General features: G+C 38.1%; 25 protein-coding genes. 7 read left to right on the forward strand and 18 right to left on the reverse strand.

The window, feature by feature from the left end:
• Positions 1–37 precede the first annotated feature (37 nt).
• The 4 genes from EFY79_RS05710 to pdxH all read left to right on the forward strand — a co-directional run bounded on the left by EFY79_RS05710 (position 38) and on the right by pdxH (position 4,047).
• Positions 38–1,408, forward strand: coding sequence for an FGGY-family carbohydrate kinase (locus tag EFY79_RS05710; protein ID WP_123119700.1), 1,371 nt, complete (start codon positions 38–40; stop codon positions 1,406–1,408).
• Positions 1,409–1,608: 200 nt separating this feature from the next.
• A complete protein-coding gene (pyrH, locus tag EFY79_RS05715) occupies positions 1,609–2,322 on the forward strand; it encodes a UMP kinase (protein WP_123119701.1) in 714 nt (237 codons plus the stop codon).
• A 132-nt stretch (positions 2,323–2,454) separates the two neighbouring features.
• On the forward strand, positions 2,455–3,279 hold the full coding sequence (locus tag EFY79_RS05720) for a coiled-coil domain-containing protein (RefSeq protein ID WP_123119702.1): 825 nt from the start codon (positions 2,455–2,457) through the stop codon (positions 3,277–3,279).
• A 117-nt stretch (positions 3,280–3,396) separates the two neighbouring features.
• Positions 3,397–4,047 (forward strand): pyridoxamine 5'-phosphate oxidase, encoded by a 651-nt coding sequence (pdxH, locus tag EFY79_RS05725; protein ID WP_199727448.1) that lies wholly within the window; start codon positions 3,397–3,399, stop codon positions 4,045–4,047.
• Positions 4,048–4,135: 88 nt separating this feature from the next.
• Here the strand turns inward: pdxH and EFY79_RS05730 are convergent, their stop codons facing one another.
• The 11 genes from EFY79_RS05730 to fabG form a co-directional block, all read right to left on the reverse strand.
• Entirely contained in the window at positions 4,136–4,261 is a 126-nt protein-coding gene (locus EFY79_RS05730) for a 30S ribosomal protein THX (protein WP_123119703.1), read from the reverse strand.
• A gap of 96 nt (positions 4,262–4,357) precedes the next feature.
• Positions 4,358–4,627: an HU family DNA-binding protein gene (locus EFY79_RS05735; protein ID WP_123119704.1), complete on the reverse strand. Its 270-nt coding sequence runs from the start codon at positions 4,625–4,627 to the stop codon at positions 4,358–4,360.
• A 288-nt stretch (positions 4,628–4,915) separates the two neighbouring features.
• Entirely contained in the window at positions 4,916–5,221 is a 306-nt protein-coding gene (locus tag EFY79_RS05740) for a DUF4286 family protein (RefSeq protein WP_123119705.1), read from the reverse strand.
• A gap of 6 nt (positions 5,222–5,227) precedes the next feature.
• Positions 5,228–5,995, reverse strand: a complete 768-nt coding sequence (locus tag EFY79_RS05745) for an exodeoxyribonuclease III (protein ID WP_123119706.1) — start codon at positions 5,993–5,995, stop codon at positions 5,228–5,230.
• Positions 5,996–6,113: 118 nt separating this feature from the next.
• Entirely contained in the window at positions 6,114–8,828 is a 2,715-nt protein-coding gene (metH, locus tag EFY79_RS05750; protein WP_123119707.1) for a methionine synthase, read from the reverse strand.
• A 1-nt stretch (position 8,829) separates the two neighbouring features.
• Complete coding sequence (locus EFY79_RS05755; protein WP_123119708.1) at positions 8,830–9,372, reverse strand: ORF6N domain-containing protein; 543 nt, start codon at positions 9,370–9,372, stop codon at positions 8,830–8,832.
• 178 nt (positions 9,373–9,550) lie between these two features.
• The gene (locus EFY79_RS05760) at positions 9,551–10,588 is read right to left on the reverse strand and encodes a homocysteine S-methyltransferase family protein (RefSeq protein ID WP_123119709.1); all 1,038 of its coding nucleotides are present in this window, start codon (positions 10,586–10,588) and stop codon (positions 9,551–9,553) included.
• A gap of 13 nt (positions 10,589–10,601) precedes the next feature.
• A complete protein-coding gene (nhaA, locus tag EFY79_RS05765; protein WP_123119710.1) occupies positions 10,602–11,765 on the reverse strand; it encodes a Na+/H+ antiporter NhaA in 1,164 nt (387 codons plus the stop codon).
• A gap of 280 nt (positions 11,766–12,045) precedes the next feature.
• Positions 12,046–13,314, reverse strand: a complete 1,269-nt coding sequence (locus EFY79_RS05770; RefSeq protein WP_123119711.1) for a cation:proton antiporter — start codon at positions 13,312–13,314, stop codon at positions 12,046–12,048.
• 338 nt (positions 13,315–13,652) lie between these two features.
• Positions 13,653–14,285 (reverse strand): carbonic anhydrase, encoded by a 633-nt coding sequence (locus tag EFY79_RS05775; RefSeq protein ID WP_123119712.1) that lies wholly within the window; start codon positions 14,283–14,285, stop codon positions 13,653–13,655.
• A 96-nt stretch (positions 14,286–14,381) separates the two neighbouring features.
• A complete protein-coding gene (gene fabG, locus EFY79_RS05780; protein WP_123119713.1) occupies positions 14,382–15,131 on the reverse strand; it encodes a 3-oxoacyl-[acyl-carrier-protein] reductase in 750 nt (249 codons plus the stop codon).
• A 157-nt stretch (positions 15,132–15,288) separates the two neighbouring features.
• Here fabG and rpiB point away from each other — a divergent pair, with 157 nt between their 5' ends.
• Positions 15,289–15,738, forward strand: a complete 450-nt coding sequence (gene rpiB, locus EFY79_RS05785; RefSeq protein ID WP_123119714.1) for a ribose 5-phosphate isomerase B — start codon at positions 15,289–15,291, stop codon at positions 15,736–15,738.
• Positions 15,739–15,753: 15 nt separating this feature from the next.
• On the opposite strand, the gene EFY79_RS05790 is transcribed toward rpiB, so the two are convergent.
• Genes EFY79_RS05790 through EFY79_RS05800 form a run of 3 tightly spaced genes read right to left on the reverse strand, consistent with a single transcriptional unit; the run spans position 15,754 to position 17,898 of the window.
• The gene (locus tag EFY79_RS05790) at positions 15,754–17,094 is read right to left on the reverse strand and encodes a M20/M25/M40 family metallo-hydrolase (protein WP_233577929.1); all 1,341 of its coding nucleotides are present in this window, start codon (positions 17,092–17,094) and stop codon (positions 15,754–15,756) included.
• 19 nt (positions 17,095–17,113) lie between these two features.
• On the reverse strand, positions 17,114–17,455 hold the full coding sequence (locus tag EFY79_RS05795; protein ID WP_123119715.1) for a nucleotidyltransferase domain-containing protein: 342 nt from the start codon (positions 17,453–17,455) through the stop codon (positions 17,114–17,116).
• An 11-nt stretch (positions 17,456–17,466) separates the two neighbouring features.
• Positions 17,467–17,898, reverse strand: coding sequence for a nucleotidyltransferase substrate binding protein (locus EFY79_RS05800; RefSeq protein ID WP_123119716.1), 432 nt, complete (start codon positions 17,896–17,898; stop codon positions 17,467–17,469).
• Between the two features lie 169 nt (positions 17,899–18,067).
• On the opposite strand from EFY79_RS05800, the gene EFY79_RS05805 reads away from it, so the two are divergent.
• Positions 18,068–19,042, forward strand: coding sequence for a deoxyhypusine synthase family protein (locus EFY79_RS05805; RefSeq protein ID WP_123119717.1), 975 nt, complete (start codon positions 18,068–18,070; stop codon positions 19,040–19,042).
• A 123-nt stretch (positions 19,043–19,165) separates the two neighbouring features.
• On the opposite strand, the gene EFY79_RS05810 is transcribed toward EFY79_RS05805, so the two are convergent.
• The 4 genes from EFY79_RS05810 to EFY79_RS05825 all read right to left on the reverse strand — a co-directional run bounded on the left by EFY79_RS05810 (position 19,166) and on the right by EFY79_RS05825 (position 23,777).
• Complete coding sequence (locus EFY79_RS05810) at positions 19,166–20,476, reverse strand: ABC transporter permease (protein WP_123119718.1); 1,311 nt, start codon at positions 20,474–20,476, stop codon at positions 19,166–19,168.
• A 39-nt stretch (positions 20,477–20,515) separates the two neighbouring features.
• Complete coding sequence (locus tag EFY79_RS05815; RefSeq protein WP_123119719.1) at positions 20,516–21,430, reverse strand: ABC transporter ATP-binding protein; 915 nt, start codon at positions 21,428–21,430, stop codon at positions 20,516–20,518.
• A 325-nt stretch (positions 21,431–21,755) separates the two neighbouring features.
• Positions 21,756–23,357, reverse strand: a complete 1,602-nt coding sequence (locus tag EFY79_RS05820) for an NAD(P)/FAD-dependent oxidoreductase (protein WP_123119720.1) — start codon at positions 23,355–23,357, stop codon at positions 21,756–21,758.
• 30 nt (positions 23,358–23,387) lie between these two features.
• Positions 23,388–23,777 carry a DUF3127 domain-containing protein gene (locus EFY79_RS05825; RefSeq protein WP_123119721.1) on the reverse strand — a complete coding sequence of 130 codons (390 nt, stop codon included), beginning with the start codon at positions 23,775–23,777 and terminating at the stop codon, positions 23,388–23,390.
• A 425-nt stretch (positions 23,778–24,202) separates the two neighbouring features.
• Here EFY79_RS05825 and dnaA point away from each other — a divergent pair, with 425 nt between their 5' ends.
• A complete protein-coding gene (gene dnaA / locus EFY79_RS05835) occupies positions 24,203–25,636 on the forward strand; it encodes a chromosomal replication initiator protein DnaA (protein ID WP_123119723.1) in 1,434 nt (477 codons plus the stop codon).
• Positions 25,637–25,734: the final 98 nt, after the last annotated feature.

Raw genomic sequence — 25,734 nt, forward strand, 5'->3', positions numbered from 1 at the left:
CAACTGACAACTGACTACTCACTCCTCACAACTGACCATGAAAAATGTCATAGCCATATTCGATGTAGGCAAAACCAATAAGAAACTTTTTTTGTTCGATGAGAACTATAAAATTGTTTTTGAACGTTCTGCACGTTTTATTGAGACTACCGATGAAGATGGTTTTCCTTGCGAAAATTTAGACAGTTTAAAATTATCAGTTTTCGATTCCCTCCGCGAAGTTTTTAGGATAAAAGATTTCAACATCACGGCCATAAATTTCACCAGCTACGGTGCCAGCTTTGTTTACCTAAACGAGCGCTTACAGGCATGTGCGCCATTGTATAGCTATTTGAAACCGTATTCTGAATCTTTACAGAAGCAATTCTATGAGACCTATGGTGGTGAAGAAGAATTCACTTTTCGCACCGCTTCCCCTGTTTTGGGCAGCCTCAATTCAGGAATGCAATTGTACAGGATAAAATACGAGAAGCCTGAGTTGTTTAAACAAATAAAGTATGCTTTACATCTTCCGCAATATTTAAGCTTTCTGATTTCAGGAAAAGTTTATAGTGATATTACAAGTATCGGATGCCATACCAATCTTTGGGATTTTCAGGAAAATAGATATCATGATTGGGTACAACAGGAAGGCATATACGAAAAACTGGCTCCCATTCATTCTTGTACAGAAGTGGTTCCCGCTTCATTTCCGGGAAATGATTATCCGGTGGGAATAGGCTTGCACGATAGTTCCGCGGCGCTGATTCCTTATCTTATGAATTTTCATGAACCTTTTGTTTTAATTTCTACGGGCACCTGGTGTATCTCTTTAAATCCATTTAATCATTCTCCACTAACAAGGGAAGAACTTAAAAATGATTGTTTGTGTTTCATGAGCTACGAAGGCGCGCGGGTAAAGGCTTCGCGGTTGTTTGCAGGAAATGAACACGAGCAACAGATAAAAAGAATCAGCGAACATTTCAATCAAAGTGCTGCACAGTACCGGCAAATGGATTATAATCCTGCAATAAATATTTCTTTGCAAAATAAAAATGGCTCGCTTGATCAAGTAATTGAGGAAACAAAAATTCAAAATATTTGCTTGTTTACTGCCAGGGATTTATCTTCTTTTAAAAATGACGAAGAAGCCTATCATCAATTAATGCTCGATATTGTTGCGCAGCAGTACCTTTCTACTCAATTGGTCTTGAAAGGAACAAATGTGAAGCGCCTGTTTGTAGATGGTGGCTTTAGCAACAACGCTATTTATATGAATCTGCTCGCTCAGGCCTTTCCCGGCATTGAAGTTTTTGCTGCGTCGATGGCACAGGCCACAGCAGTAGGTGCGGCACTTTGCATCCATGATGCCTGGAATACAAAATCTCTTCCGCGCGATATTATTGAACTAAAATATTTTTCAAGCTAAAAAAATTGCGTTCTTTCAACCGGGCACTTCATTTTTCTTGAATAGCTTTTGTTTTGCCGAAATTATCCGGTTAATTTTTATGATAGTTTCGATTATATATAGCAATGTATAAAGTGGGGATATTTTTGCAGCTATCCGCAAAGGGTAAATAAAAATTTATCCATTATCTTGCAGCGATTAAACACAACCTCGTTCAATATATGCTTCCAAAGTTTAAACGAATTCTTCTGAAACTTTCCGGTGAATCTTTAATGGGTGATAAAAATTTTGGTCTTGATAGTGCCGTACTGTCTCAATATGCACAGGATATTAAGCTGATAACCGAATTGGGCGTTCAGGTGGCAGTTGTGATTGGAGGGGGAAATATTTATCGCGGAATGAATGAAGCTGAAACCGGTATAGAACGGGCGCAGGGCGATTATATGGGCATGCTGGCCACAGTTATTAACGGGATGGCATTGCAAAGTGCACTTGAAAGAGTGGGCGTTTTTACACGGCTGCAGAGCGCAATCAAAATGGAACAAATTGCTGAACCTTATATCCGGCGCCGGGCTATCAGGCATTTGGAAAAAGGCAGGGTTGTAATTTTTGGAGCAGGAACAGGAAATCCTTATTTCACAACAGATACTGCAGGGTCGCTTAGGGCCATAGAGATCGGTGCAGATGTTATTTTAAAAGGCACAAGAGTAGACGGCATATACACTGCCGACCCCGAAAAGGATAAGCTCGCCACAAGATATGAGACTATTACTTTTGCTGATTGTATCGCAAGAAATCTGAGAGTGATGGATATGACCGCTTTTACTTTGTGCATGGAAAATCAGCTTCCCATAATTGTTTTTGATATGGACACTCCCGGAACATTATTAAGGGTTATCGCCGGTGAAAAGGTTGGCACTTTGGTAACTGGATAATTTGTATTAATTTAGGCTCCGCAAAAAAAACTATAGGTTTTCTAAAGCATCTCCCGAAATAATCCTTTGAAAATCACCGCATTGGCCCCCGCTGGTACGTAATTTTTATTATAAAAAATTTAAGACTGCCCTATGTGGATTTGGTGGATTATTTCCCTCGTTGTACTAATTGCCTGTTTCATATTTTCCTACAAAATGATTATGAGCAGCTATGACTGGCTGCCTGCAGACAGGAGCAATTTTCCAGGCTTTAAAAAGAAGTTCACGGCTAACAGCCCACCGCCTAAGTCTGAAGCAATTTATGAGCTCAAGAGTAAATTGCAAAAGGTAGAGGAAAATTCTTCATTTTATGAAATTCAATTTTCAAAAATGCAGGAACGGTTAAAGGTTCTGGAAGGAAAATACCAGGCAAGCCAGGATTTAATTATTTCTGCAAATAATGGGGAAGAAGATTGGAAAGAAATGTACTACGAAGAAAATGAAAGGAAAGAAAAAATAGAAAATGAGCTGGACGAAACCCGGGCTAAGCTGGAAGAAATGGAATCCCGGTTTAATGAAGTGGAAGAAAATAATGCTTCGTGGACGGCATTGAAAAGTGATTATGACGCGAGGCTGCATGAGCTCAGCACCAGCCATGAAAATATTAATATGTTGCAAAAGCAACTTCAGGCAGCAGTAGAAAGGGAAAAGGAACTGGAATTATCATTGGTATCAGAAATAAACGAAAAAAATAAATTCTCAAAGCTGGAAGTAGAAAATACGAGATTAAGAATTGAAAATGAAGATTTAAAAAATCAAATCGTTCAAAGCCATCTTCAACAGAAAGAAATGGAAAACAGAATTGCAAGGTTAAACGAACTTGAAAGCCGCCTGGCTTTGTTAGAAGAAGAAAAAGCAAAAATGATTTCCAGCCTTGAAATGGTAGTTAAGGCTACCAAACTGAATTTGGGAAAATAAACTATCCATTAAATTTTCTATTAACGCAGAAAGATTAAGCTGATTGAAATTTATTTTTCAACTTTGGTAATCCCGTTGAACGGTAATTTTGTTTTAAAGAAAGTAACAATTTATTATATGGCCGATATACCTTCCATCGCATCCATGCGAAAAGTTTATAAGTTAAAATCTTTGAAAGAAGAAGACGTGATGGCACATCCTATCGGGCAGTTTGAAATATGGTGGAATGAGGCCATAGAACAACAGATTGAGGAGGCAAACGCCATGACGCTAGCCACGTGCACGGCTGAAGGGCGGCCTTCCGCGAGAATCGTTCTGCTAAAAGGAGTTGACAAACGCGGTTTCGTTTTTTATACTAACTATGAAAGCCGAAAAGCAAAGGAGATTGAAGAAAATTCTTATGTGGCGCTCCTTTTTTTTTGGAAACCATTGGAAAGGCAAATAAGAATTGAGGGAAGGATAAAAAAAATCAGCGCCAGTGAAAGCGACGAATATTTTTCCCTCCGGCCGCGCGAAAGCCAGTTAGGCGCCTGGAGCTCGCCTCAAAGCAGCGTGATAAAAAATGCAGAATATCTTCAGCAGAACCTGGTAAAGTATGCAGAAAAATTCAAAGACAAAGAAGTAACACGGCCGGATTATTGGGGCGGTTACCTTGTAGAACCAGATGCTGTTGAATTTTGGCAAGGCCGGCCCGGAAGATTGCACGACCGGCTAAAATACACCCGTGCTGACAATAATAATTGGATGATCCAAAGGTTAGCTCCGTAACGACTTCAGAAAATTTTGTATAGTAAAGCAACAAAAAACCATGTTTTTTCTATGGTTTTGTTTGATATGAGTCGCTCAATTTTAAGAATCAGGCTTCCTTTTTATCCTTGGATTTTTCGGCAGTTTTTGATTTTGATTTGGTTACAGGCCTTGATTTACCAAACGATCCCATAAAAATTTTTCCTTTCTTTGTTTTTTTATCTCCACGTCCCATTTAAATGATTTTTTATTGATGTAAGATTAATAGTTGCTAATAAAAAAAGCAAGATACAATATTGTGTTGCATCTTGCTTTAAGAAATTTTCCGAAATCAGATTTTCGATGACAATTCTTTTCCCGCCTTAAACCTGGCTACTTTCTTTGCTTTAATTTTTATTACAGCACCGGTTTGTGGGTTGCGGCCATTGCGGGCAGCTCTTTTGCTTACGGAGAAAGTACCAAATCCAACAAGGGTCACTTTTCCTCCACCTTTTAAAGTTTTGGTAACTGCAGTAGTAAATGAATCTAAAGCAGCATTAGCTTGTGTTTTTGTAATTCCTGCGTCATCGGCCATCTTGGCGATTAGTTCAGCTTTGTTCATATTGATTTTATTTGATTTTTTTAAACAGCAACAAATATATAAGGTTTTTTGATGCAATCATATCTTTCCAAAATTTTTTTTAAAGATTGATATCCTGAAATGCGCTGTTGGAGGGCATTTCAGCCCTGATTACGTGAAGTTACTATCTGGTGAGAATGTAGGTGTAACTTCTGTAATATAGTGCTGGCCTAAGTTATAAGGTTTTGTTTGCGTAAAATCCTTGAATGGTCAGCGTTTGGCGATAGGGTATTTTTACGAATAAAAGATTTCGAAAAAAAATGTAAACACTTATTCCACATTTTTAAGAAGGGTCCGGAAAGAAACAATATGGTCTTTCCACTTATCTTTTGAATGTTGCCGCAAACGTGAATGATGTATCTCGATATACCTGTTATAATCACTTTTTGAATCTGCAAAAAATTGTAAAACGAAAGTTCTGCCATCTGCTTCGTTCAATTCCATTAATTCGTAAAACCGATGTTCGTAAAAGCAATTGGTAGCCAGTATTGCAGGAATTTGCACTTCTTTTGCCCAACGCATCCAATCCTCCAGATATTCATTTTCAATTTTAACTGTAACGTTATATACAAACATCTTTGTTTAAAAATTTATGTTCAGAAACACAGGGCAATGATCACTATGTTTTACTTCCGGAAAAATTTTTACCTCCCTGATTTGATCTGCAAGATTATCGGTAACGGTGACGTAATCTATCCGCCAGCCTTTATTTTCTAGTCTTGTGGTCGGGCGCATTACACTCCACCACGAATAATGGTGTGGATCTTTATTCAAATAACGAAAGCTATCGGTAAAACCATTTGATAAGAATTTATCAAACCAGGCTCGTTCTTCCGGTAAGAATCCGGAAGTTTTTTTATTGGAAACCGGGTTATGGATATCAATTTCTTTATGCGCAATATTATAATCGCCACACACAATTAGTTTCCTTCTTGGTTTTTTTAATTCGTTCAGGTAATCTAAAAATTCGTCCAGCCAAACATATTTATAAGCTTGCCTTATCTCGCCTGTAGTTCCTGAAGGAAAGTAAGCGCTAATCAAAGTAATTTCCCCGAAATCAGCGCGCAAAATTCTTCCCTCAAAATCACTTTGTTCTTTTCCGTGACCAAATTCTACATTATTAGGTTCTATTTTACTTAAAATTCCTACACCGCTGTAACCCTTTTTTTGTGCAAGGAAAAAATAAGGGCGATAACCCGCAGATTCAATAGCCGTGCGGTCAATATCAGTTTCCTGCGCTTTTACTTCCTGGATACAAACAATATCAGCGGGGTCCGTTTTAAGCCATTCAATAAAACCTTTTTTAATTGCGGCTCTTATTCCGTTTACATTGTAAGAAATGATGCGCATTCTGTTTAGTTAATTGATTTAATGGTTCGATGAGCTTTACTCTTGAAATAAGATTCTTATATATTTATTGCTTTACTGTGTCACTCTAATACTGTAACTGATCTCTGATAAGATTTCGTCACGCTTCATAATCCAATTGCGGCCTTAACCATCTTTCAACTTCTTCCAGGCTCATGTTCTTTCTTTTTGCATAATCTTCTACCTGGTCTTTGGCAATTTTTCCAATTCCAAAATATTTGCTTTCAGGATTAGCAAAATACCAGCCACAGACAGAAGGCGCAGGATACATCGCAAGTGACTCTGTTAACGTTATACCAGCATTTTTTGTCGCATCCAGCAATTCAAAAAGTTTATATTTTTCGGTATGATCGGGACATGCAGGATAGCCAGGCGCCGGGCGAATACCTGCATATTTTTCTTCAATCAATTCTTTGGAAGATAAACTTTCATCTTTTGCATATCCCCAGAATTCTTTTCTGGTTCTTTCATGCAGTAATTCCGCGAAAGCTTCTGCCAGCCTGTCGGCCAGAGCTTGCAGCATTATTTTATTGTAATCGTCAAACTCTTTAATAAAGCGTTCAATATGCGGTTCAAGGCCATGGATCGAAACGGCAAATGCACCGATGTAATCAGCCCCGGAAGGTTTAATAAAATCGGCTAACGATATATTTGGTTGCCCCGGCGCTTTCTTTATTTGCTGCCGCAAAAATTCAAGATTGAAAATATTTCCATCTACATTTTTTACCTCCACCGTATCGTCGGAAACTGCATTCGCTTCCCAAAAGCCAACCACGCCTTTTGCAGTCAGCCATTTTTCCCTGATTATTTTTTTCAGAAAAATCTGTGCTTCTTCGTACAATTTTGTGGCTGCTGTACCGATTTTTTCATCTGATAAAATTTGCGGAAATTTTCCATGCATTTCCCATGCGATGAAAAATGGTTGCCAATCAAGGTATTCATAAATTTCATTCAAATCATAATCTTCAAAAACTTTTACACCAGTAAATGTTGGTTCTATAGGCGTAAATTTTTTCCAGTCAATTGGAAATTTATTTTTTTGAACCTGTTCAAATGGTAATAAAACTTTTGCTGACTTTTTATTTCCAAAATCATTTTTCAGCTTTTCATATTCATTTTTTATTCCGGATAAAAATTCCTGTTTGTTTTCTTTGTTCAATAAATTTCCTGCGACAGTTACGCTTCTTGATGCATCCAAAACGTGAACCACGCCGTTGTCGTATTCAGGAGCAATGCGCACCGCAGTGTGCAACCGCGATGTAGTAGCACCGCCAATCAATAAAGGGAGTTCAAAATTATTTCGCTTCATTTCTTTTGCCACATGCACCATTTCATCAAGCGATGGAGTTATCAGTCCGCTCAATCCAATCATCGCTACATCTTGCTCTTTTGCTACCTGCAATATCTTTTCTGCAGGGACCATCACACCCAGGTCAATCACTTCGTAACCGTTGCAACCCAATACCACGCCCACAATATTTTTCCCGATGTCATGTACGTCGCCTTTCACAGTAGCCATTAAAATTTTTGCAGGGCCGGCTCCTTCCACATTTAAAATGCCGGCTTCAATATTTGCCTGTTTCGTTTTTTCTTTTTCCGCTTCGATAAAAGGGAATAAATAATTCACGCTTTTTTTCATCACGCGCGCGCTTTTCACCACCTGTGGCAAAAACATTTTTCCACTTCCAAATAAATCGCCAACCACGTTCATTCCATCCATTAGCGGACCTTCAATCACATCCAACGGTTTTGGAAACTGAAGCCGTGCTTCTTCAGTATCCTGCTCAATATAATCGGTAATTCCATTTACCAGCGAATGTGTTAAACGGCTGAATACATCGCCATTTCTCCAGGTTTGATCTTTTATATTTTCCTTCCCTTTTGATTTTACGGTTTCGGCAAAAGCAAGCAATTTATCTGTTGCATCAGGCTTTCTGTTTAGCACCACGTCTTCAACAAGTTCTTTTAAGCCCGGTTCAATGTTTTCATAAATTTCCAACTGGCCCGCATTTACAATGCCCATATCCATTCCTGCACGAATGGCATAATACAGGAAAACCGCGTGCATCGCTTCACGCACTTTGTCATTACCGCGGAAAGAAAAAGAAATATTGCTCACGCCGCCACTGATTTTCGCGAGCGGCATTAATTTTTTTATCTGCTTTGTGGCTTCGATAAAATCAACTGCATAATTACTATGTTCTTCAATTCCCGTTGCGATAGGAAAAATGTTTGGATCGAAAATGATGTCCTCGGGATGATAGCCCGCTTTTTCTATGAGCACATTATAAGCGCGCTGACAAATATCCACTCTGCGTTTCAATGTATCAGCCTGGCCAGTTTCGTCGAAAGCCATTACTACCACGGCAGCGCCAAAACTCTTGCAGATAAAGGCTTCACGAAGAAATTTCTCTTCTCCTTCTTTTAGTGAAATAGAATTCACAATACATTTTCCCTGCACACATTTTAATCCCGCTTCAATAATATTGAATTTGGACGAATCAATCATTACCGGAATCTTCGCAATGTCCGGCTCTGCCTGCAACAAATTCAAAAAAGTAACCATTGCTTTTTCTCCATCCAGCAAGGCATCGTCCATGTTCACGTCCAGGATTTGTGCACCTCCTTCCACTTGTTGCCTCGCCACAGACAGAGCTTCCTCATAATTTTCGGTCCTGATCAATCTTGCGAATTTTTTCGAACCTGTAACATTTGTTCTTTCTCCGACATTTACAAAAAGGCTTTCTGGCCTTACTACCAGCGGTTCTAAACCTGATAGTCTTAAAAAAGGTTTTATTGTTTTTTCTGTTGACATTTTATTTTGTTTTACCCGGAACTTTAAATCCAATCGGATTCCGCGGTTTATTTTCCTGCATCAATAATTTTTTTAAATAAGCAAAAACGGTTTTTATCTCTTCATCATTTTTCAGCAAATGCTGTTCTATTTTTTCAATCTTCATCCAAAGATCTTTGTTGTCAATAATCAGTTGTTTCATTTTGGTAAATAATCGGATAATCTGAATATTTACCTGGATCGCCGTTTCAGAATTTAAAACACTGGAAAGCATGGCTACGCCTTGTTCGGTGAAGGCATAAGGTAACTTTCTTATACCTCCCCAACTTGAAGTCACAAATTGTGACTTCAAGTTTTTAAATTCATCCTGACTTAACTGAAACATAAAATCATCAGGAAATCGGGAGATATTTCTCTTTACAGCCTGATTCAAACGCTTTACTTCCACACCGTACATTTCTGCTAAATCTCGGTCCAGCATTACTTTTTGTCCTCTTATGATGTAAATTTTTTCCACAATTGTTTCCTCAGAAACAGCCGGAACAGGTAAAGAAGATTTTGGCATATTTGTTCGTTTACTGTTTGAATCATTTCTCTAAGATTACAAATTGTGACCTTAGAACCGTAGTATTTTCGTTTGATATCACAATTTGCGATATCGAAATTTATAAACTTCATCTTCAAAACTTGATATTCCATTTTTGGAATATCAAATCTTAAAAGTCACAATTTGCGGCTTCAAATTATTCCTCTACCACTTCCAATTCTTCTTCAACCACAGGCAATTTTCTTGCTTCAAATTTTTTCACCGCTTCGGCAATGTGTTTAATGTGATCCGGCGTTGTGCCGCAACATCCCCCGACAATATTTACAAAGCCTTCCTTCGCCCATTCTTCTAAAATATGCGCGGTATCTTCCGGCTGCTCATCATATTCTCCAAATGCATTTGGTAAACCAGCATTGGGATACGCAGAAGTATAGCAAGAAGCGATTTGGCTTAATTCTTCAATATGCGGCCGCATTTCTTTTGCGCCTAATGCGCAATTCAACCCAACGCTCAAAGGGTTTGCATGAGCAACTGAAATGTAAAATGCTTCAAGTGTTTGTCCACTCAGCGTTCTGCCGCTGGCATCCGTAATGGTTCCGCTGATCATGATGGGTAATTCTTCTTTTTTCGTATCGTTGAAATATTTTTTGATGGCATAAATCGCTGCTTTCGCATTCAGCGTATCAAAAATCGTTTCAATCAAAAGAAGATCTACACCGCCATCCGCTAATCCACGAATTTGTTCGTAGTAAGCATCGGCAACTTCATCAAAAGTTACTGTACGAAAGCCAGGATTATTTACATCCGGTGACAGACTTAATGTTTTGTTAAGCGGCCCGATTGCACCTGCAATAAATTTGCAATTATTTGTTTGTTTACTGTCTTTGGTAAATTCATCGATTGCTTTTCGTGCGCATTTCGCTGCTGCAACATTTAGTTCATACGCCAGCGATTGCATGTCATAGTCTGCCTGTGCAATCGAAGTGCTGCTGAAAGTATTTGTTTCGATAATATCTGCACCTGCTTCGAGGTAAGCTTTATGAATCGCCTGTATAATTTGCGGTTGTGTGAGGCTCAATAAATCGTTGTTTCCACGAACGTCTTTGTGCCAGTCTTTGAATCTTTCGCCACGATAATCTTTTTCTTGCAGCTTGTATTGTTGAATCATTGTGCCCATTGCGCCATCGATTATTAAGATGCGTTCATTGAGACAGTCCTGTATTGTTTTTTTCATTTTATTTAAAATATTAAATCAATGTATTTTTTACTAACAACGGTTTTCGTTTTTTTAAAACATATTTCAGCCAGCTATAACCCAAAAGTCCTGAGACCACCGATGCAAGCAGAATTGAAATCTTTGATTCGGTAATCAACATTGCATCTTCATAGGCCAATAACGTGATGAAAATTGACATCGTAAAACCAATTCCTGCTAAGAAACCAATTCCTAAAACGTGCTTCCATTTTAAACCTGGTGGCAAGGCACACACGCCGGTTGATACTGCAAGAAAGCTAAATAGAAAAACACCTAATGGTTTACCGGCAATTAATCCTGCAAAAATTCCAAGGCTGCCGGGATCTGCCAGGCCTGTATCCCAGCCCTTTTCAAAAACAATGGCCGTATTTGCTAATGCAAAAAGCGGGAGAATAATTAAAGCTACCGGTTTATGAAGCCAGTCCTGCAGTTTGTAAGAAAGAGAAGTTTTTTCCCCCTTTCCAAACGGGATTGTAATTGCCAGTAAAATACCCGCAAGCGTGGAATGAACACCGGAATGAAGCATGAAATACCACATCACTATTCCGCCAATTATATAAAAAATCAACTGGCGAATTTTGAAATAACTTAATAAAAGCAGAATTGCAAAAGTTGCTAAAACGATTAATAAGTTTATAAATGACAAGGATGTTGTGTAAAAAACGGCGATTACGATAATAGCGCCGAGATCATCGATCACTGCAATTGCTGTGAGCAAAATTTTGATAGATGCCGGAATGCGGTTTCCCAAAAGAGAAAGGATGCCAATGGCAAATGCAATGTCCGTCGCCATCGGAATGCCTGCACCGGATTGCGTAATAGTTCCGTAATTAAATATGGTGTAGATGCCTGCGGGAATTATCATGCCTCCAATGGCTGCAAACACCGGCAGCATTGCGCTTTTTACATTTGCCAGTTCACCAACTAAAATTTCCCGTTTTAGTTCTAGGCCAATGAGAAAAAAGAAGATGGCCATTAACCCTTCATTGATCCAGTTTTCTGTACTTAAACCGGCAAAATGAAAATGCCAGAAGTTTAAATACGATCCGCTGATGGAAGAGTTGGCAAGTAAAAGGGAAATGATAGTGCAGGCGATGAGTAAAACGCCTCCTTTTTCACTCTCAAAAAAATCATTAAACAACTTGGTTAATTTCATTTCACCACTTTATTTTAGACGGGAAATCCCGTCAAAAAAAATTCAATTTCCAAAAATTGAATCAGCTATAAGTTTTTAAACGAAATTTTCAAAATCCTGCAGAATGGTGTAGAATAATTTTCGTTTATTAGTTCAATTTAAAGTTGATACAACTTCTAAAAATTTTCGGGCTGAACAATAAACAAATCCGCCCGATAGCGTGTAAAATTAAGATGAAATACGCAATATAACAAAAGCGGTTTATGGACTGAATTATAAAAAATCTAATTCTAAGGCGGTTTCAGTCCAAAGAAGGTATAGAAGGTTCCTTGGCATTTTCAGCGAATTTTTTTGCAAATTTTCCAATAGTTAAGCCTTGAATAATGATAGAAAATAAAACGACAATATAGGTGATGGACAGAAACATTTCTCCATACATATATTTTGGAACTGACAAAGCGAGGGCCACGGAAATGCCGCCGCGCAACGCCCCCCATGTTAATAATGGTATGGTATAGTGGGCAAATGAATTTTTGTATCGCAACAGGGTGATGGGAAGCCAAACAGAAACCAGCCGTCCGAAGAGGACAATTAAAATTGCGATGAACCCCAGGAATAGCAGAGTGGCATTGAAAGGAATCACTAACATTTCAAAACCGATAAGAAGAAATAAAATAGCATTCATCATTTCGTCAATCATTTCCCAGAATTTGCCAATGTAATCGCTGCTAAGCTCACTGGAAACATTATGAAGGCTTTTATTGCCCGTAATCAGTCCTGCCATTACCATCGCAAGAGGCCCGCTCACATGAATGATTTCTGCCAATGCATAACCGCCCATAACTATCGCAAGCGTTATCATCACTTCTACTACATAGTTATCTATCGTTTTCAGGGCCTGGTATCCTACATACCCCAGTAGCCAGCCGAATAAAACCCCACCGCCTGCTTCGCGGATAAATAACCACGAAATGTCCCATGCAGTAATATTTTCATATCCTATTTGTGCGATTTTGTAAAAAGAAATAAACAGCACTACGCCCACACCATCATTAAAAAGGCTTTCTCCGCTTATTTTTGTTTCAAGGGAAGAGGGAATATTTACTTTTTTCAAAATACCTACTACTGCGATAGGATCGGTTGGAGAAATCAGTGCCCCAAATAAAAGGCAATACAAAAAATCCACCGATAGGCCTACCATTTTTGCTACCCAATACAATAAAGCACCTATCACAAAGGTTGAAATGATAACGCCAATTGTTGAAAAAGTAATAATAGAAAGCCGTTCAGATTTTAATTTTTTTAAATCGAAATGAATGGCAGCGGCAAATAAAAGAAAGCTCAGCATGATGTGAAGCAGTACCGCCTGGAAATCTATCAGGCTAATTGCCTTGGTGGTTTGTAGAAAAAACGCCGGAAAAATGATACCTAAAACAATTACAATAAGGGAGGCCAGAAGAGATATAAGCATGATGCCGATAGTGGACGGAAGTTTGGTAAGCCGTATATTAATGTAAGCGAAAAAGGCCGCTAACACTATTATCAGGGTTATCATATTGTATACTTCCATTAAACTTTAAATTCTCTTATTGTTGAAAAATCGCGTTGATAAATACTTGTAATCAGTAAATCAACAAATAAGCATATTTTTTATTTTAAAATTTTTTACAGGCTTCTAAAATAAGAAAATTGATATCGGTAAAGCATTAACTGCGGGAAAAACTTTGAAAAAGTTGGGAGTAAGGCTTAAAATAGGGAAGATTACTTGCAACAATCTTTTTCTCTGACAAATATTGTCTTAAAGATTTTCAACAAAAAAGTGCCTATGTTTTGAAGGAAGGTCATTCACCGTGCGGTTTTATCTCCTCAAAATTACGAATTAAGGCACTTCTTTTTTGAAAACTATTATTAAATATTATTAATCTCGTAAATAGGGTCTACTGCGTTGCAAGCTTCCATCTCAAAAACAGGATTAATGATTCCATCGCGGAGATCATATACCCAGCCATGTAAATGAGGTAATCTTTTCTTTTTCCAGGATTTTTGTATGATGCTGGTTTTGGCCAAATTCATCACCTGTTCTTTTACGTTGAGGCGGGTTAATAAATGTTTCTTTTCATCATTTGTTTTGCAGGCATCTATCTCTTCGCGATGAATTCTGTACACATTTTTAATATTCCAAATCCATTGATCAAGTAAGCCCAGGCTATCGTTAGACATGGCCGCTGCTACGCCACCACAGTTATGATGTCCGCAAACAATCACATGTCGTACATTCAATATTTCAACCGCAAACTGCAGCACGCTTAATAAATTGAGATCAGTGGGCACCACCATGTTGGCAATATTCCTGTGAACAAATATTTCACCAGGATGCGTACCTGTAATTCTATCTGCCGGCACACGGCTGTCGCTACAACCTATCCATAAAATTTCGGGAGTTTGTAAATTAACAAGGCGATTAAAATAATCGGGATCTTCTTTAAGTTGGGCTGCCGCCCATTCACTGTTGTTTTTTAAGAGATTTCTGTACGTTTCCATTTTTATTTTTTGATTAAATTTTTTTTAGCTTAATGATGAATGCCGAAAAGTTAATGCCTCGTGCCTTATGCTTTGTGCTTTATGCATTCAGCTTTTTCACGGATTCAAACCGCCACAAACGCTGATTACCTGGGCAGTAATGTATGAGCTTAAATCGCTTGCAAGAAAAAGGGAGACGTTCGCAATTTCTTCAGCGCTTCCAAAACGGCCCAAAGGAATTTTTTCCAAAAATGATTTTGCTGCATCACCTTCTTTCAGATAATGCGTCATGTCGGTTTCAACAAATCCGGGCGCTATAGCATTACAGCGGATATTTCTGCTTCCAAGCTCGGCAGCTACCGATTTTGTAAATCCTATAATTCCGGCTTTGCTTGCTGCATAGCTTGCCTGGCCTGCGTTTCCACGCATGCCGATGATTGAGCTCATATTAATGATACTTCCTTTTCGTGCTTTCATCATCGGCCTGATTACCTGCTTCGTCATATTGAAAACACTCTTCAAATTGGTTTGTATTACTTCATCCCATTGCTCCTGGCTCATTCTGAGTAATAAATTATCTTTTGAAATGCCTGCATTATTCACCAGGATATCTATTGTTCCAAAATCCTTAATCACTTCATTTACCAGTTTTTCAGATTCTTCGTAGCTGGCTGCATTGCTTTTATACGCTTTTGCTTTTCCTCCAAATGACAGTAATTTTTCTTCCATGGCTTTTGCTTTTTCATCGCTGCTTAAATAAGTAAACGCAACATGGCCGCCGTTTTCAGCAAATTTTATTGCGATGGCTTCACCGATGCCACGACTGCCACCTGTAACAATGGCAACCTGGTTTTCGATAAGTTTCATATATATTTTGTTTGGGTAAAAAATTACTGCTTTGAATTCTTTTATTCCTGCAAAGGAAATTGAAAATTGTAATTTGAAAAAACTTAAATCAGTTTTATAATTTATCAGCTTTTAATTCTGTATAACTTTTTACCTTTATTGCTTAAATAAAATATCCATGAGCCCCTTCAATTTATCCCTACCAGTAGCCATCGGCAGCGATCACGCAGGCTATAATTATAAAGAAGAAATTATTTCTTTTCTTGATGGAAAAAACGTGAAATGGAAAGATTTTGGAACGCATTCAACAGACTCTGTTGATTACCCTGACTTTGCTCATCCTGTTGCGGAAGCTGTTGAAAATGGGGAAGCGGCTTTTGGTATTTTGATTTGTGGAAGCGCGAATGGTGTGGCTATTACCGCCAATAAACATCAGAACATTCGCGCAGCTATCTGCTGGGGCGAAGAGCTTGCAGACCTCGCGCGAAAGCACAATGACGCAAATATCATTTGCATACCGGCGCGTTTTGTAAGAGAAAACCTTGTGGAAAAAATGCTTGAAATATTTATGCATGCAGAATTTGAAGGAGGGCGGCACCAGACCAGGGTGAGCAAAATTTCCTGTTGAAACCAGCGTTAATTTTTACGGTTGTGGCATCACCATCAAACTTTCATTTCCACTTTCATTCACAGATTGCACCGCGAAAAAATAATTATCTTTTGAGTAAGGCAAAGTCATTTCATTTTTTGTAGTGAAAATTTTCTTTTGCCAGACAGGGCTCGTTGTTTCTCTCATCAAAATATAATATCCTTTTGCGTTTCCTGTTTTCGGAGGATTCCATGAAAGCAAAGTGTTGTTGGACAAATTTTTCACTTCAACTTTTACGGCTTCCGGAACGGAAGGGGCTTTTGCAAGGTTAGCTAAATTGCAGAGATTGAGCGCCGTATTTTTTCTTAAATATTCGAAGTCCATAAATTTAATAAGATCGCCATATTCAATTCCATTTTCTTTTCTTACATCCTGGTGTTGATGATTAAAATTTTCGTTCATTTCTGTAATCCTCACTGCGGTGAACCCGTTTTTTAAATAAGGCAAATGATCGCCGCCTCTTAAAAAACGGTCCCTTCTGTAAACCATTACGACTTCAAGATGATCAACATATCGTTCACCAATTTCTTTTATGTATCGGGCAAGCTCACGCGATTTGCTGTCATTCTCCAAACCTAAAGATTTGATTCTTGCAATATCTTTTTCTGTCGCATCAGTAGCAATACCTTCGCTGAATACGCGCGCTTTTGTATTGTTGATGATGTTTGTTTCGTTGCTGTTATTACTTCCGATGATATCGTTATTAAATACGCCGGCAATATCCCATCCTTCTTTTTTTGCTTTGTCTGCCATAAATGTGGAACCAAGAAGTCCCTGCTCTTCGCCGCTTACGGCCACAAAAATAATCGTTGCAGGAAAAGAATGTGTGCTCATGATTCTTGCGCATTCAATCGCAGCGGCCGTTCCGCTGCCATCATCATTGGCGCCGGGTGCATCTCCCGTTCTGTCCATCACATCCGTTCGCCTGGAATCCAAATGGCCGCTGATAATAAAAATTCTTTTGTCGCTAGGATCCGTTCCTTTAAGAGTGGCTATTACATTTCCCAAAAGAACGGGAACATCGACACGCCTTCCGTCTGCTGCAATAGTAGTAGTATCAATCATCGCAGATAATCTTCCTCCTGAATTTTTTGCAAATTCATTGAATTTTTTGAGCACCCAATTTCTTGCAGCGCCTATTCCTTTTGTGTTGCTGCTTTGCGTGCTTAATGTATTTCTGGTTCCAAATGAAACCAAACTATTGATATATGATTGAAGCGAATCAGCCGAAACTTCCTTTACCATATTTTCAATTTCTGCATCACGGTTAATGGTGGTTTGCGCAAGTAAAATATTTGCGCTAAACAGTACAGCAACAAATAAGAGGAATTTCAATTTTATCCTTTTTAAAAAATTATGAATGAATGTTATGAGATCGTGTTTGTGCCTGCAAATTTTTTTGATAAAGAATTTGTCCTATTCTTTGAATATGATCTATCAACTCTTTATTTTCAATATGCTCAAAAACAGAAAGATCAAAAGTATAAGGCAAAAACAAATTATCAATTTGCAAACTTATTTTGTTTAAAATTTTTAAGCTTAAATTATTTCCTTTAAAAGTAAGATCTATATCAGAGCCTGGTTTGTAATTACCTTTTGCCCGCGAACCATATAGAATCACTTCTTCCACGTCCGGAAAACCGGAAAATATTTTTTTTAATTCATTTACCGTTTCTTCCTTTAAACCGTAGATCATTATTTATTATTTTAAAAAAGTTGATTTTTATTATCTTCTAATCGTTTTTCCAATTCTCGCCTTAGTTCGATAAATAATCCAAAGTAAGTTTTAAGAATATTATTCGCTATTTCATTAGCGGTGGATTCGTTGTAAGTATGAGAAGTTCTGTTTCGATCTTTAAACATGTTCATCCAGGCTTCGCCATCGCTTATCATCCCATATTTATAAGCTTCGTTAATCGCATCTCTTGAGCCGTGCAATAACGTATTTCCCTGGTATTCAAAATAGTCTTTAAGAATATTCCATGCTAATTCATACGTATATTCAAACGATTTTATCAACCCTTGTTCTTCCAATTCATTGAGACTTTTTTTATCAATAAATTTTTGCAATTGAATCAAAGCTTTATTAAAATTCCGGAACCGTTGAATCCAGCGGATATCTTTTTCCTTATTTTGCATTTTAGTGTTTAAACTATTTAAAAATACAATGTATTTTATAAAATTGCCTGAACATTTCTATAGGCTGATACTTATCAACGCCACAAATTATTTTCCGTTTAATTTCTCAAACCTGTTGCAGAATAATTCACTTCTTAAAAAAAATTTATTTTGCACAAAAATTTAAAAGATGACGAAAGGCCCTATTTCACAATTTATAGAATACAATTACAGGCACTTTAATGCCGCAGCTTTGATAGATGCCGCCAAAGGTTACGAAGCGCATCTTGATGCGGGCGGAAAAATGCTGGTATCGCTGGCCGGCGCGATGAGCACCGCCGAATTAGGAATATCATTTGCAGAAATGATACGGCAGGATAAAGTATCTATCATTAGCTGCACGGGCGCAAATCTTGAAGAAGATATCATGAACCTTGTAGCCCATTCTCATTACAAGCGTGTACCTCATTACCGGCATCTTTCTCCGCAGGACGAATGGGATCTTCTCGAAAATCATTACAACCGGGTGACCGACACCTGCATCCCAGAAGAAGAAGCTTTCAGAAGATTGCAACAACATATTTTCAAAATATGGAAAGAAGCAGATGATAAGGGGGAAAGATTTTTTCCGCATGAATACATGTACAAAATGTTGCTGAGTGGCGTGTTGGAACAGTATTATGAAATCGATCCGAAAAATAGCTGGATGCTGGCCGCTGCTGAAAAAAATATTCCTATTGTAGTTCCAGGCTGGGAAGATAGCACCATGGGAAATATTTTTACCTCATATGTTATCAAAGGTGAATTGAAAGCATCGACGATGAAAAGCGGAATAGAATATATGGCCCAACTTACCGAATGGTACCGCGAATTGTCAACAGGAAAAGGCCTTGGATTTTTTCAAATCGGCGGTGGCATTGCGGGTGATTTTCCCATCTGTGTAGTGCCGATGATGTACCAGGATCTGGAATGGCATGATGTACCTTTCTGGAGTTACTTTTGCCAGATTTCTGATTCTACTACTTCTTATGGCTCTTATTCCGGCGCCGTTCCCAATGAAAAAATTACCTGGGGCAAGCTTGATATTCACACGCCAAAGTTTATTGTTGAAAGCGATGCTACGATTGTTGCGCCATTGATTTTTGCATGGGTTTTGGGCCAATGATTTTTTTAAAATAGCAATAGTCAGTGAACAAAGAAATAAACTGGATTTTTATTTTACAATGAAAAACGTTGATAGCATTTAATGTAGGTATCAGCCTTTATATTTTTAAAAAGAAATTTAATATCACGCTTTTCTAAACAACCACTTCCCCATTTCTTTGAAAGTAACTTTTTTGCCATAAAGCAAAATCCCTGTCCGGTAAATTTTTGCAGCAAGCATCGTAGTCAAAATAAATCCGACTACCAGTGAAAGCATCGAAACCAATATTTGCCAACCCGGCACATTGCCTGATGGAATGCGCGCCATCATTACAATTGGCGAAGAAAAAGGAATAATGCTTCCCCAAACAGCAATCGGCGAATCCGGTTTTCCAACTGCAGTGGCCATGATTACGAATGATAGAATGATGGGCATCGTGATGGGCAGCATCAATGATTGCGCTTCCTGCGGATCTTCATTTACCACGCTGCCAACGGCTGCAAACAACGAAGCGTAAAATAAATAACCACCGATAAAATAAAAAAGAAAACAGGGAATGATAAGTCCCCAGTTGGCTGATAAAAATACATTGCGGGCATTCATAAAATTAGCTGCGGCGGAGCTGTTGGCTGCGGCGCCCATCGTATTCATGGCCTGCGCATGTTGCAACGTATCGGCTGAAAAAAATGAAGCAGATACAGAAGATAAAAGAACGATAAGAACAATCCAGATGAGCAATTGTGTAATTCCAACCGCCGCTATTCCGAGGATTTTACCCAACATTAATTGAAAAGGTTTTACGGAGCTGATGATCACTTCCGCGATGCGATTCATTTTTTCTTCCATCACGCCGCGCATTACGGCTGCGCCATAAATAAATAAGGTCAGGTATATCAAAAAGCCGCTACCATAGCCAATTCCATAAGAAAGCGCCGCGTTGGATTTTTCAGTTTTGTCGCCTTGTTTTACAATGGTTTTAAAATTATACATCTGGTCTTCTTTGACGTTGTTGATTGAATCAAGGATTTTTTTATCAATATTATTTTTTAAAAATGCCTGGTTCCGGATGGCTGTGTTTATCTGGTCTCTTATTTTATCTTCTGCGTCTAAGCCTAACTGTTTGGTAGATATCAGGGCAATAGAATCGGAGGAAGAACCATAATCATCCGGAATTTTCAAAAAAGCAGAATAGCCTTTTTCTTTGAAATTGTTGGCATTTACATCCGCAGGAAATTCATAAGTAATCAGGTCGGTGCTTTGAAAATTATTTCTAAAAATACCATTACTGTCTGACACAGCCACCTTTTGCTTTTCCATGCTGGTAGCAGAAAAATAGGCCGAAGCAAAAATGAATCCTATAAAAAATAAAGGGAGTAAAATGGTTGAGAGAATAAAAGTCCTGTTTCTTACCCTAGTCAGATATTCTCTTTTTATTACCAGCCAGATCTTATTCATGTTAATTCGTTGATGGGTTAATGCGTTTGTTTTTTGTGCTTAACTATTTGTTTGCGCTATTTGGCTCACCTGTTTTATAAAAATTTCATTCAGGGAAGGCAATACTTCATTAAAAAAATTGATGGAGGCATCATGATCTAAAAATTCCCGCAATACCTGCGCAGGTTTATGCCCATCTTTTATTTTTACGTTTAAGAAATTACCTTTTGCGTTTATTATTTCAAAAGAATTACTGGCAAACACGTCCGGCACTTCATCGAAGCCCACTTTAAAAATGTGCTCTTTAAAATCATCCTTTACCTGCGCCACACTTCCGTCTAATATTTTTTTCCCTTTATTTACCAAAACAATTTTATCGCAAATTTCTTCTACCTGCTCCATCCTGTGCGTACTGAAAATAATGGTAGTGCCGTTTTTTGCCAGCTTAAAAATTTCATCTTTTATCAGGTTGCTATTTACAGGGTCAAGACCGCTGAAGGGCTCATCCAGAATTAAAAGTTTAGGCTGATGAAGAACCGTTGTAACGAATTGCAGTTTTTGTCCCATGCCTTTACTGAGATCATTCACTTTTTTGTTCCACCAGCTTTCCATTTCAAATTTTACAAACCATTCTTTTATTTTTTCCATCGCGTCGTGGCGGCTCAACCCTTTTAGCTGAGCAAGATATAAAGCCTGTTCCCCGATTTTCATCTTTTTATACAAGCCTCTTTCTTCGGGCATGTAGCCTATTTTTGGGATGTCCTTAACGGGGTCAAATTTTTTTCCTTCGAAAATAATATTACCTGAATCAGGATAAAAAATGCCCGTGATCATTCTTAGCAAAGTTGTTTTTCCTGCGCCGTTTGGCCCCAGCAAACCAAAGATGCATCCTTCAGGTATTGAAAAGCTAATATCATCCACCGCCTTTTGAGTGGCATAATATTTTTTCAAATTTTGTAATTCAAGAATCGCCATTTTTATTTTTTAAAATGAAATATATCCCTAAAAAGAATTTGCGAAGATATTAAACGGGGGTAAAGTCCGGTAATTTATAGCGTAAACTTTTATGAGCGGTATTTGTATCGCAAAACACAGTAAACCGACAAATAAACAGGATTTATATTTTATTTGAAGAGCTATTTATAATAGATGCGCGTTCCCAACTTTATAGTAATTAGGTTTTTTGACTGGACTAATTAATAGTAATTACAACGGTCGGCTGGTGTAATTAACAAATTGTATTTAAGACAGCAGTCAAAGAAATATCGCTAATTTTTATTTTGGAATAAATTCAAAAACATCAGTTGCCACAGGCCGTTGCCACTCTTTCGCCGTCCATCGCAGCGCTTACGATTCCGCCTGCATAGCCGGCACCTTCGCCACAAGGAAATAAATTTTTTATTTGAGGATGATGCAATAATCTTTCATCGCGTGGAATTCTTACCGGAGAAGAGGTGCGGCTTTCTGTGGCAACTAACAAAGCTTCATTAGTGAAGTATCCGGTTTGTTTATTTTTCCCGGGTAATTTTTTTGCAAATGATTGAAAAGCTTTCTTCAACCTATTGTTAATAAATGGCGGTAAAATTTCATTTAAGGAAACTGAAGCTACGCCTGGTAAATAAGAGCATTTCGGAAGGGTAGAAGAAATTTTATTTTCTGTAAAATCGACCATGCGCTGAGCGGGCGCAACAAATTTCCCTCCACCCATTTGGAAAGCCTGCTGTTCGATTTCTTTTTGAAAATCCATCATAATAAAAGGGGAATTAATTTGCGCTTCCCGCTTGGTTTTAGCTTCGCAATTATATTTTATCACGTCTTCAATTTCCAACTGAACCACCATTCCACTGTTGGCGTAAGGATTATTTCTTTTGGAAGGACTCCAACCATTTACGACCACTTCCTTTTCATTGGTGGAAGCGGGCGCAATAATACCACCCGGGCACATACAAAATGAAAAGACGCCGCGCCCTTCCACCTGATCAACCAGGCTGTAAGATGCGGGGGGAAGAAATTCCTGCTGCTGGTTGTGACTCCCATATTGCAAGGAGTTAATGAGCTCCTGCGGATGCTCAACGCGTACGCCAAGAGCAAAAGGTTTCGCTAAAACCTGAAGCTTTTTTTGATGTAGTAAGTGAAAAATATCTCTTGCAGAATGACCCGTAGCAAGAATAAATGAATTAGCATGCAATGCATCGCCATCAGCAGTCTTTACGGCCTTTATTTCGTTTTGTGCAATTACAAAATCAATCACCTTTTTATCAAAATGAAATTCTCCGCCACAATCCAAAATGCATTTTCGCATTGCCGTTATGATTGACGGAAGCTTGTTGGTTCCTATATGGGGATGAGCATCGGACAAAATATTTTCATTGGCGCCAAAATGCACAAAAAGATGCAGCACCCGGTTTATATCTCCGCGCTTGCTGCTTCGCGTATATAATTTTCCATCACTGTAAGTTCCCGCCCCTCCTTCGCCAAAACAATAATTACTTTCAGGATTAATAATACCTTCTTTGTTTAAAACGGCAAGGTCTCTTCTTCTCGCTCTTACTTCTTTTCCTCTTTCCAAAATGATAGGTTTTACCCCATTTTCGATAAGCCGTAAAGCCGCAAAAATTCCTGCCGGGCCACCACCAATAATTATTACTTTTTTGGCAGCGCGTTCTACATTTTTGAACGCAAATTTCAGCTCATTTTTTGGAGGGATTGGCTCATCAATATAAGCAGTCACCAACAGGTTAATCCAAACATTTTTGCCGCGGGCATCAATTGATTTTTTGATGATCTGAAACCCCGAAACAGCGCGGGTTTTTTTCGATAAAAATTGTGCAATGCGTTCAGCAATTACACTTTCATTTTGTGCCTCAGAGGGCAGCAATTTGAGTGTAATTTTTTGTTGCATAATTAAGTTTGTCTTTCACAAATCATTCTGCTAAAAAGGCAGGTCATCAATCGCTTCTTCTGACGATGACGTAAAAGTATCAAGGGGCTCAAAGTATTCATTATCCGCGTCGGAATTTTTGGAAGGATTTAGAATTTGTTCAACGCGCCATGCATCCAGGTTATTAAAATAAGAGACCTTTCCATCCTTTTCCCACTTGCTTCCTTTAATATTAAAATGCACTTTTATTTCGTCGCCTTTATTTACGCGATCCACAATGCCAGTGCGGTCTTGCACGCATTGGAACTTGATATAATTAGTAATAAGTTTGCCATTTATATCTTCAGATTTTTCAACCACGAACTCACGGGTTTTGAAGGTTTCAGTTTTTTGAACGGCGTCAAACTTGGCAAATAATTTTCCTGCTAATTCATAACTCATAATAATTCAAATTTTATTTAAAGGTATTTCCAATTCAAATAAAGATGCAGTTTTGTTTGGTTTTATCAAAAATTTTTTTGCACACTGTAAAAAGAATAAAAAATAAATTTTTCCACATTAAAAACCACTTTAAAAAAGTTTGATTTTTTTTTAAATATACGCCTGTGCATTCTGCTAATTCAATGCTGCCTTAGGTTTTAAAATTGTGGCGAAATTTTATTCCATTTTTATTTGTTTTTTTGAAAGTGTTTTTTAATTTTCACTGTCAAAAGGAAGAGAATAAAAAATTTTTTTTTCAACAAATTCTTTTGATATTCGCTGAGTTGTTGATCGAAATTTTTACAAACATATTTTGTATTAATTTTTATAATAAAATCCCGCTGGAGAGCCTTTTCAAAAACATATTAAAATAGCTTCAGGTAATAATGGATAATGCTTGCGAAACAGTCTGGAATAATTGTCTCAATATTATAAAGGATATAGTTGAGTGGCAGCATTTCAAAACATGGTTCGAGCCGATTAGGCCTGTATTACTTAAAGAAAATATTTTGACCATCCAGGTGCCCAGCCAGTTTTTTTATGAATACATCGAAGAGCATTATGTGAATCTTTTGGCAAAGACTTTGAAAAGAGAATTAGGAAAGAATGCGCGGCTTGAATATCGCATTATGATGGATAGCGGCAACAGCAAAAACAAGCCGGTAACCATGGATGTGCCGGGGCATGGGTACAAATCTTATTCAAACAACGAAATGGATTTCCCTTTGGTGATAACGAATCCTGTTAAGAACCCGTTTGTAATTCCGGGACTTAAAAAGATGCAGATTGATCCGCAGCTAAATCCTTCCTATACATTTGATTCTTATATCGAAGGCAACTGTAACCGCGTGGCCAGGCGCGCCGGGAAAACTGTGGCCGAAAAACCCGGGTCCACCTCTTTTAATCCATTAGTAATATATGGCGGCGTAGGGCTTGGAAAAACACACCTTGCACAGGCAATTGGGAATGAAGTAAAAAACCTGCATAATAACAAGGTAGTCCTCTATGTGAGCTCTGAAAAATTTATTAACCAGTTTGTTGACCATGGCAGGAATAATGCTATTAATGACTTCATTCATTTTTACCAGTTAATAGATGTCTTGATCATCGATGATATTCAATTCTTTAACAGGGCAGAAAAATCACAGGATGCTTTTTTTGCAATTTTTAATCACCTGCATCAGAGCGGAAAACAATTAGTGCTTACGACTGACAAACCACCCAAAGACCTTGAAGGCGTGCAGGAAAGATTGCTTAGCCGGTTTCGTTGGGGATTAAGCGCGGACCTTCAAATTCCGGATTATGAAACAAAAATTGAGATTCTGGAACAAAAGATGAAAACGGATGGCCTTGAAATGCCAAAGGAGGTGGTGAAATACATAGCCTATAATATTCAAAATAATATTCGTGAACTGGAAGGCGCTTTAATTTGCCTGTTGGCACAATCTTCGCTGAATAAAAGGGAAATTGATCTTGATTTGACTAAAAAAGTTTTAAGGAATTTCATAAAATCTTCTTCCAAAGAAATCACGATAGATACCATTCAAAAAATGGTGTGCGATTACTTTAATGTACCGTACGAAAAATTGCTTCAAAAAACGAGAAAACGTGAAATTGTGCAGGCACGCCAGATTACGATGTTTTTGGCTAAAGCATTCACAAAAAATTCATTGAAAACTATTGGTGAGCATTTTGGCGGAAGAGATCATACTACTGTCATCCATAGTTGCCAAACCGTAAAAGATTTGATGGATACGGATGTGCTGTTTAAAGAAAGCGTAATCGAGCTTCAGCAAAAAGTGCAATTGGCTGCGATGTAAAATTATTCTTAGCTTTTACTTTGCTATTTCTTTCACATGGATTTGTTCGATTGATAAAACCAGATTTAAAACTATTTATTGCTTTACTGTAATTTCTT

It is taken from the genome of Hanamia caeni (genome assembly GCF_003721595.1).
Taxonomy (GTDB): domain Bacteria; phylum Bacteroidota; class Bacteroidia; order Chitinophagales; family Chitinophagaceae; genus Ginsengibacter; species Ginsengibacter caeni.

Bases quoted from the DNA above. Each gene is read 5' to 3' on its own strand.
- EFY79_RS05795 (WP_123119715.1), bottom strand. From the start codon at position 17,455: ATGATCTACGGTTTAAAGGAAGAAACGGTAAATGAATTAAAAAAAATA.
- pdxH (WP_199727448.1), top strand. From the start codon at position 3,397: ATGGCCGATATACCTTCCATCGCATCCATGCGAAAAGTTTATAAGTTA.
- EFY79_RS05800 (WP_123119716.1), bottom strand. From the start codon at position 17,898: ATGCAAAATAAGGAAAAAGATATCCGCTGGATTCAACGGTTCCGGAAT.
- EFY79_RS05810 (WP_123119718.1), bottom strand. From the start codon at position 20,476: ATGAATAAGATCTGGCTGGTAATAAAAAGAGAATATCTGACTAGGGTA.
- EFY79_RS05755 (WP_123119708.1), bottom strand. From the start codon at position 9,372: ATGCCAAAATCTTCTTTACCTGTTCCGGCTGTTTCTGAGGAAACAATT.
- dnaA (WP_123119723.1), top strand. From the start codon at position 24,203: ATGGATAATGCTTGCGAAACAGTCTGGAATAATTGTCTCAATATTATA.
- rpiB (WP_123119714.1), top strand. From the start codon at position 15,289: ATGAGCCCCTTCAATTTATCCCTACCAGTAGCCATCGGCAGCGATCAC.
- EFY79_RS05730 (WP_123119703.1), bottom strand. From the start codon at position 4,261: ATGGGACGTGGAGATAAAAAAACAAAGAAAGGAAAAATTTTTATGGGA.
- EFY79_RS05815 (WP_123119719.1), bottom strand. From the start codon at position 21,430: ATGGCGATTCTTGAATTACAAAATTTGAAAAAATATTATGCCACTCAA.
- EFY79_RS05760 (WP_123119709.1), bottom strand. From the start codon at position 10,588: ATGAAAAAAACAATACAGGACTGTCTCAATGAACGCATCTTAATAATC.
- fabG (WP_123119713.1), bottom strand. From the start codon at position 15,131: ATGAAACTTATCGAAAACCAGGTTGCCATTGTTACAGGTGGCAGTCGT.
- metH (WP_123119707.1), bottom strand. From the start codon at position 8,828: ATGTCAACAGAAAAAACAATAAAACCTTTTTTAAGACTATCAGGTTTA.
- EFY79_RS05710 (WP_123119700.1), top strand. From the start codon at position 38: ATGAAAAATGTCATAGCCATATTCGATGTAGGCAAAACCAATAAGAAA.
- EFY79_RS05770 (WP_123119711.1), bottom strand. From the start codon at position 13,314: ATGGAAGTATACAATATGATAACCCTGATAATAGTGTTAGCGGCCTTT.
- EFY79_RS05820 (WP_123119720.1), bottom strand. From the start codon at position 23,357: ATGCAACAAAAAATTACACTCAAATTGCTGCCCTCTGAGGCACAAAAT.
- EFY79_RS05775 (WP_123119712.1), bottom strand. From the start codon at position 14,285: ATGGAAACGTACAGAAATCTCTTAAAAAACAACAGTGAATGGGCGGCA.
- EFY79_RS05720 (WP_123119702.1), top strand. From the start codon at position 2,455: ATGTGGATTTGGTGGATTATTTCCCTCGTTGTACTAATTGCCTGTTTC.
- EFY79_RS05805 (WP_123119717.1), top strand. From the start codon at position 18,068: ATGACGAAAGGCCCTATTTCACAATTTATAGAATACAATTACAGGCAC.
- EFY79_RS05740 (WP_123119705.1), bottom strand. From the start codon at position 5,221: ATGTTTGTATATAACGTTACAGTTAAAATTGAAAATGAATATCTGGAG.
- EFY79_RS05735 (WP_123119704.1), bottom strand. From the start codon at position 4,627: ATGAACAAAGCTGAACTAATCGCCAAGATGGCCGATGACGCAGGAATT.
- EFY79_RS05745 (WP_123119706.1), bottom strand. From the start codon at position 5,995: ATGCGCATCATTTCTTACAATGTAAACGGAATAAGAGCCGCAATTAAA.
- nhaA (WP_123119710.1), bottom strand. From the start codon at position 11,765: ATGAAATTAACCAAGTTGTTTAATGATTTTTTTGAGAGTGAAAAAGGA.
- pyrH (WP_123119701.1), top strand. From the start codon at position 1,609: ATGCTTCCAAAGTTTAAACGAATTCTTCTGAAACTTTCCGGTGAATCT.
- EFY79_RS05825 (WP_123119721.1), bottom strand. From the start codon at position 23,777: ATGAGTTATGAATTAGCAGGAAAATTATTTGCCAAGTTTGACGCCGTT.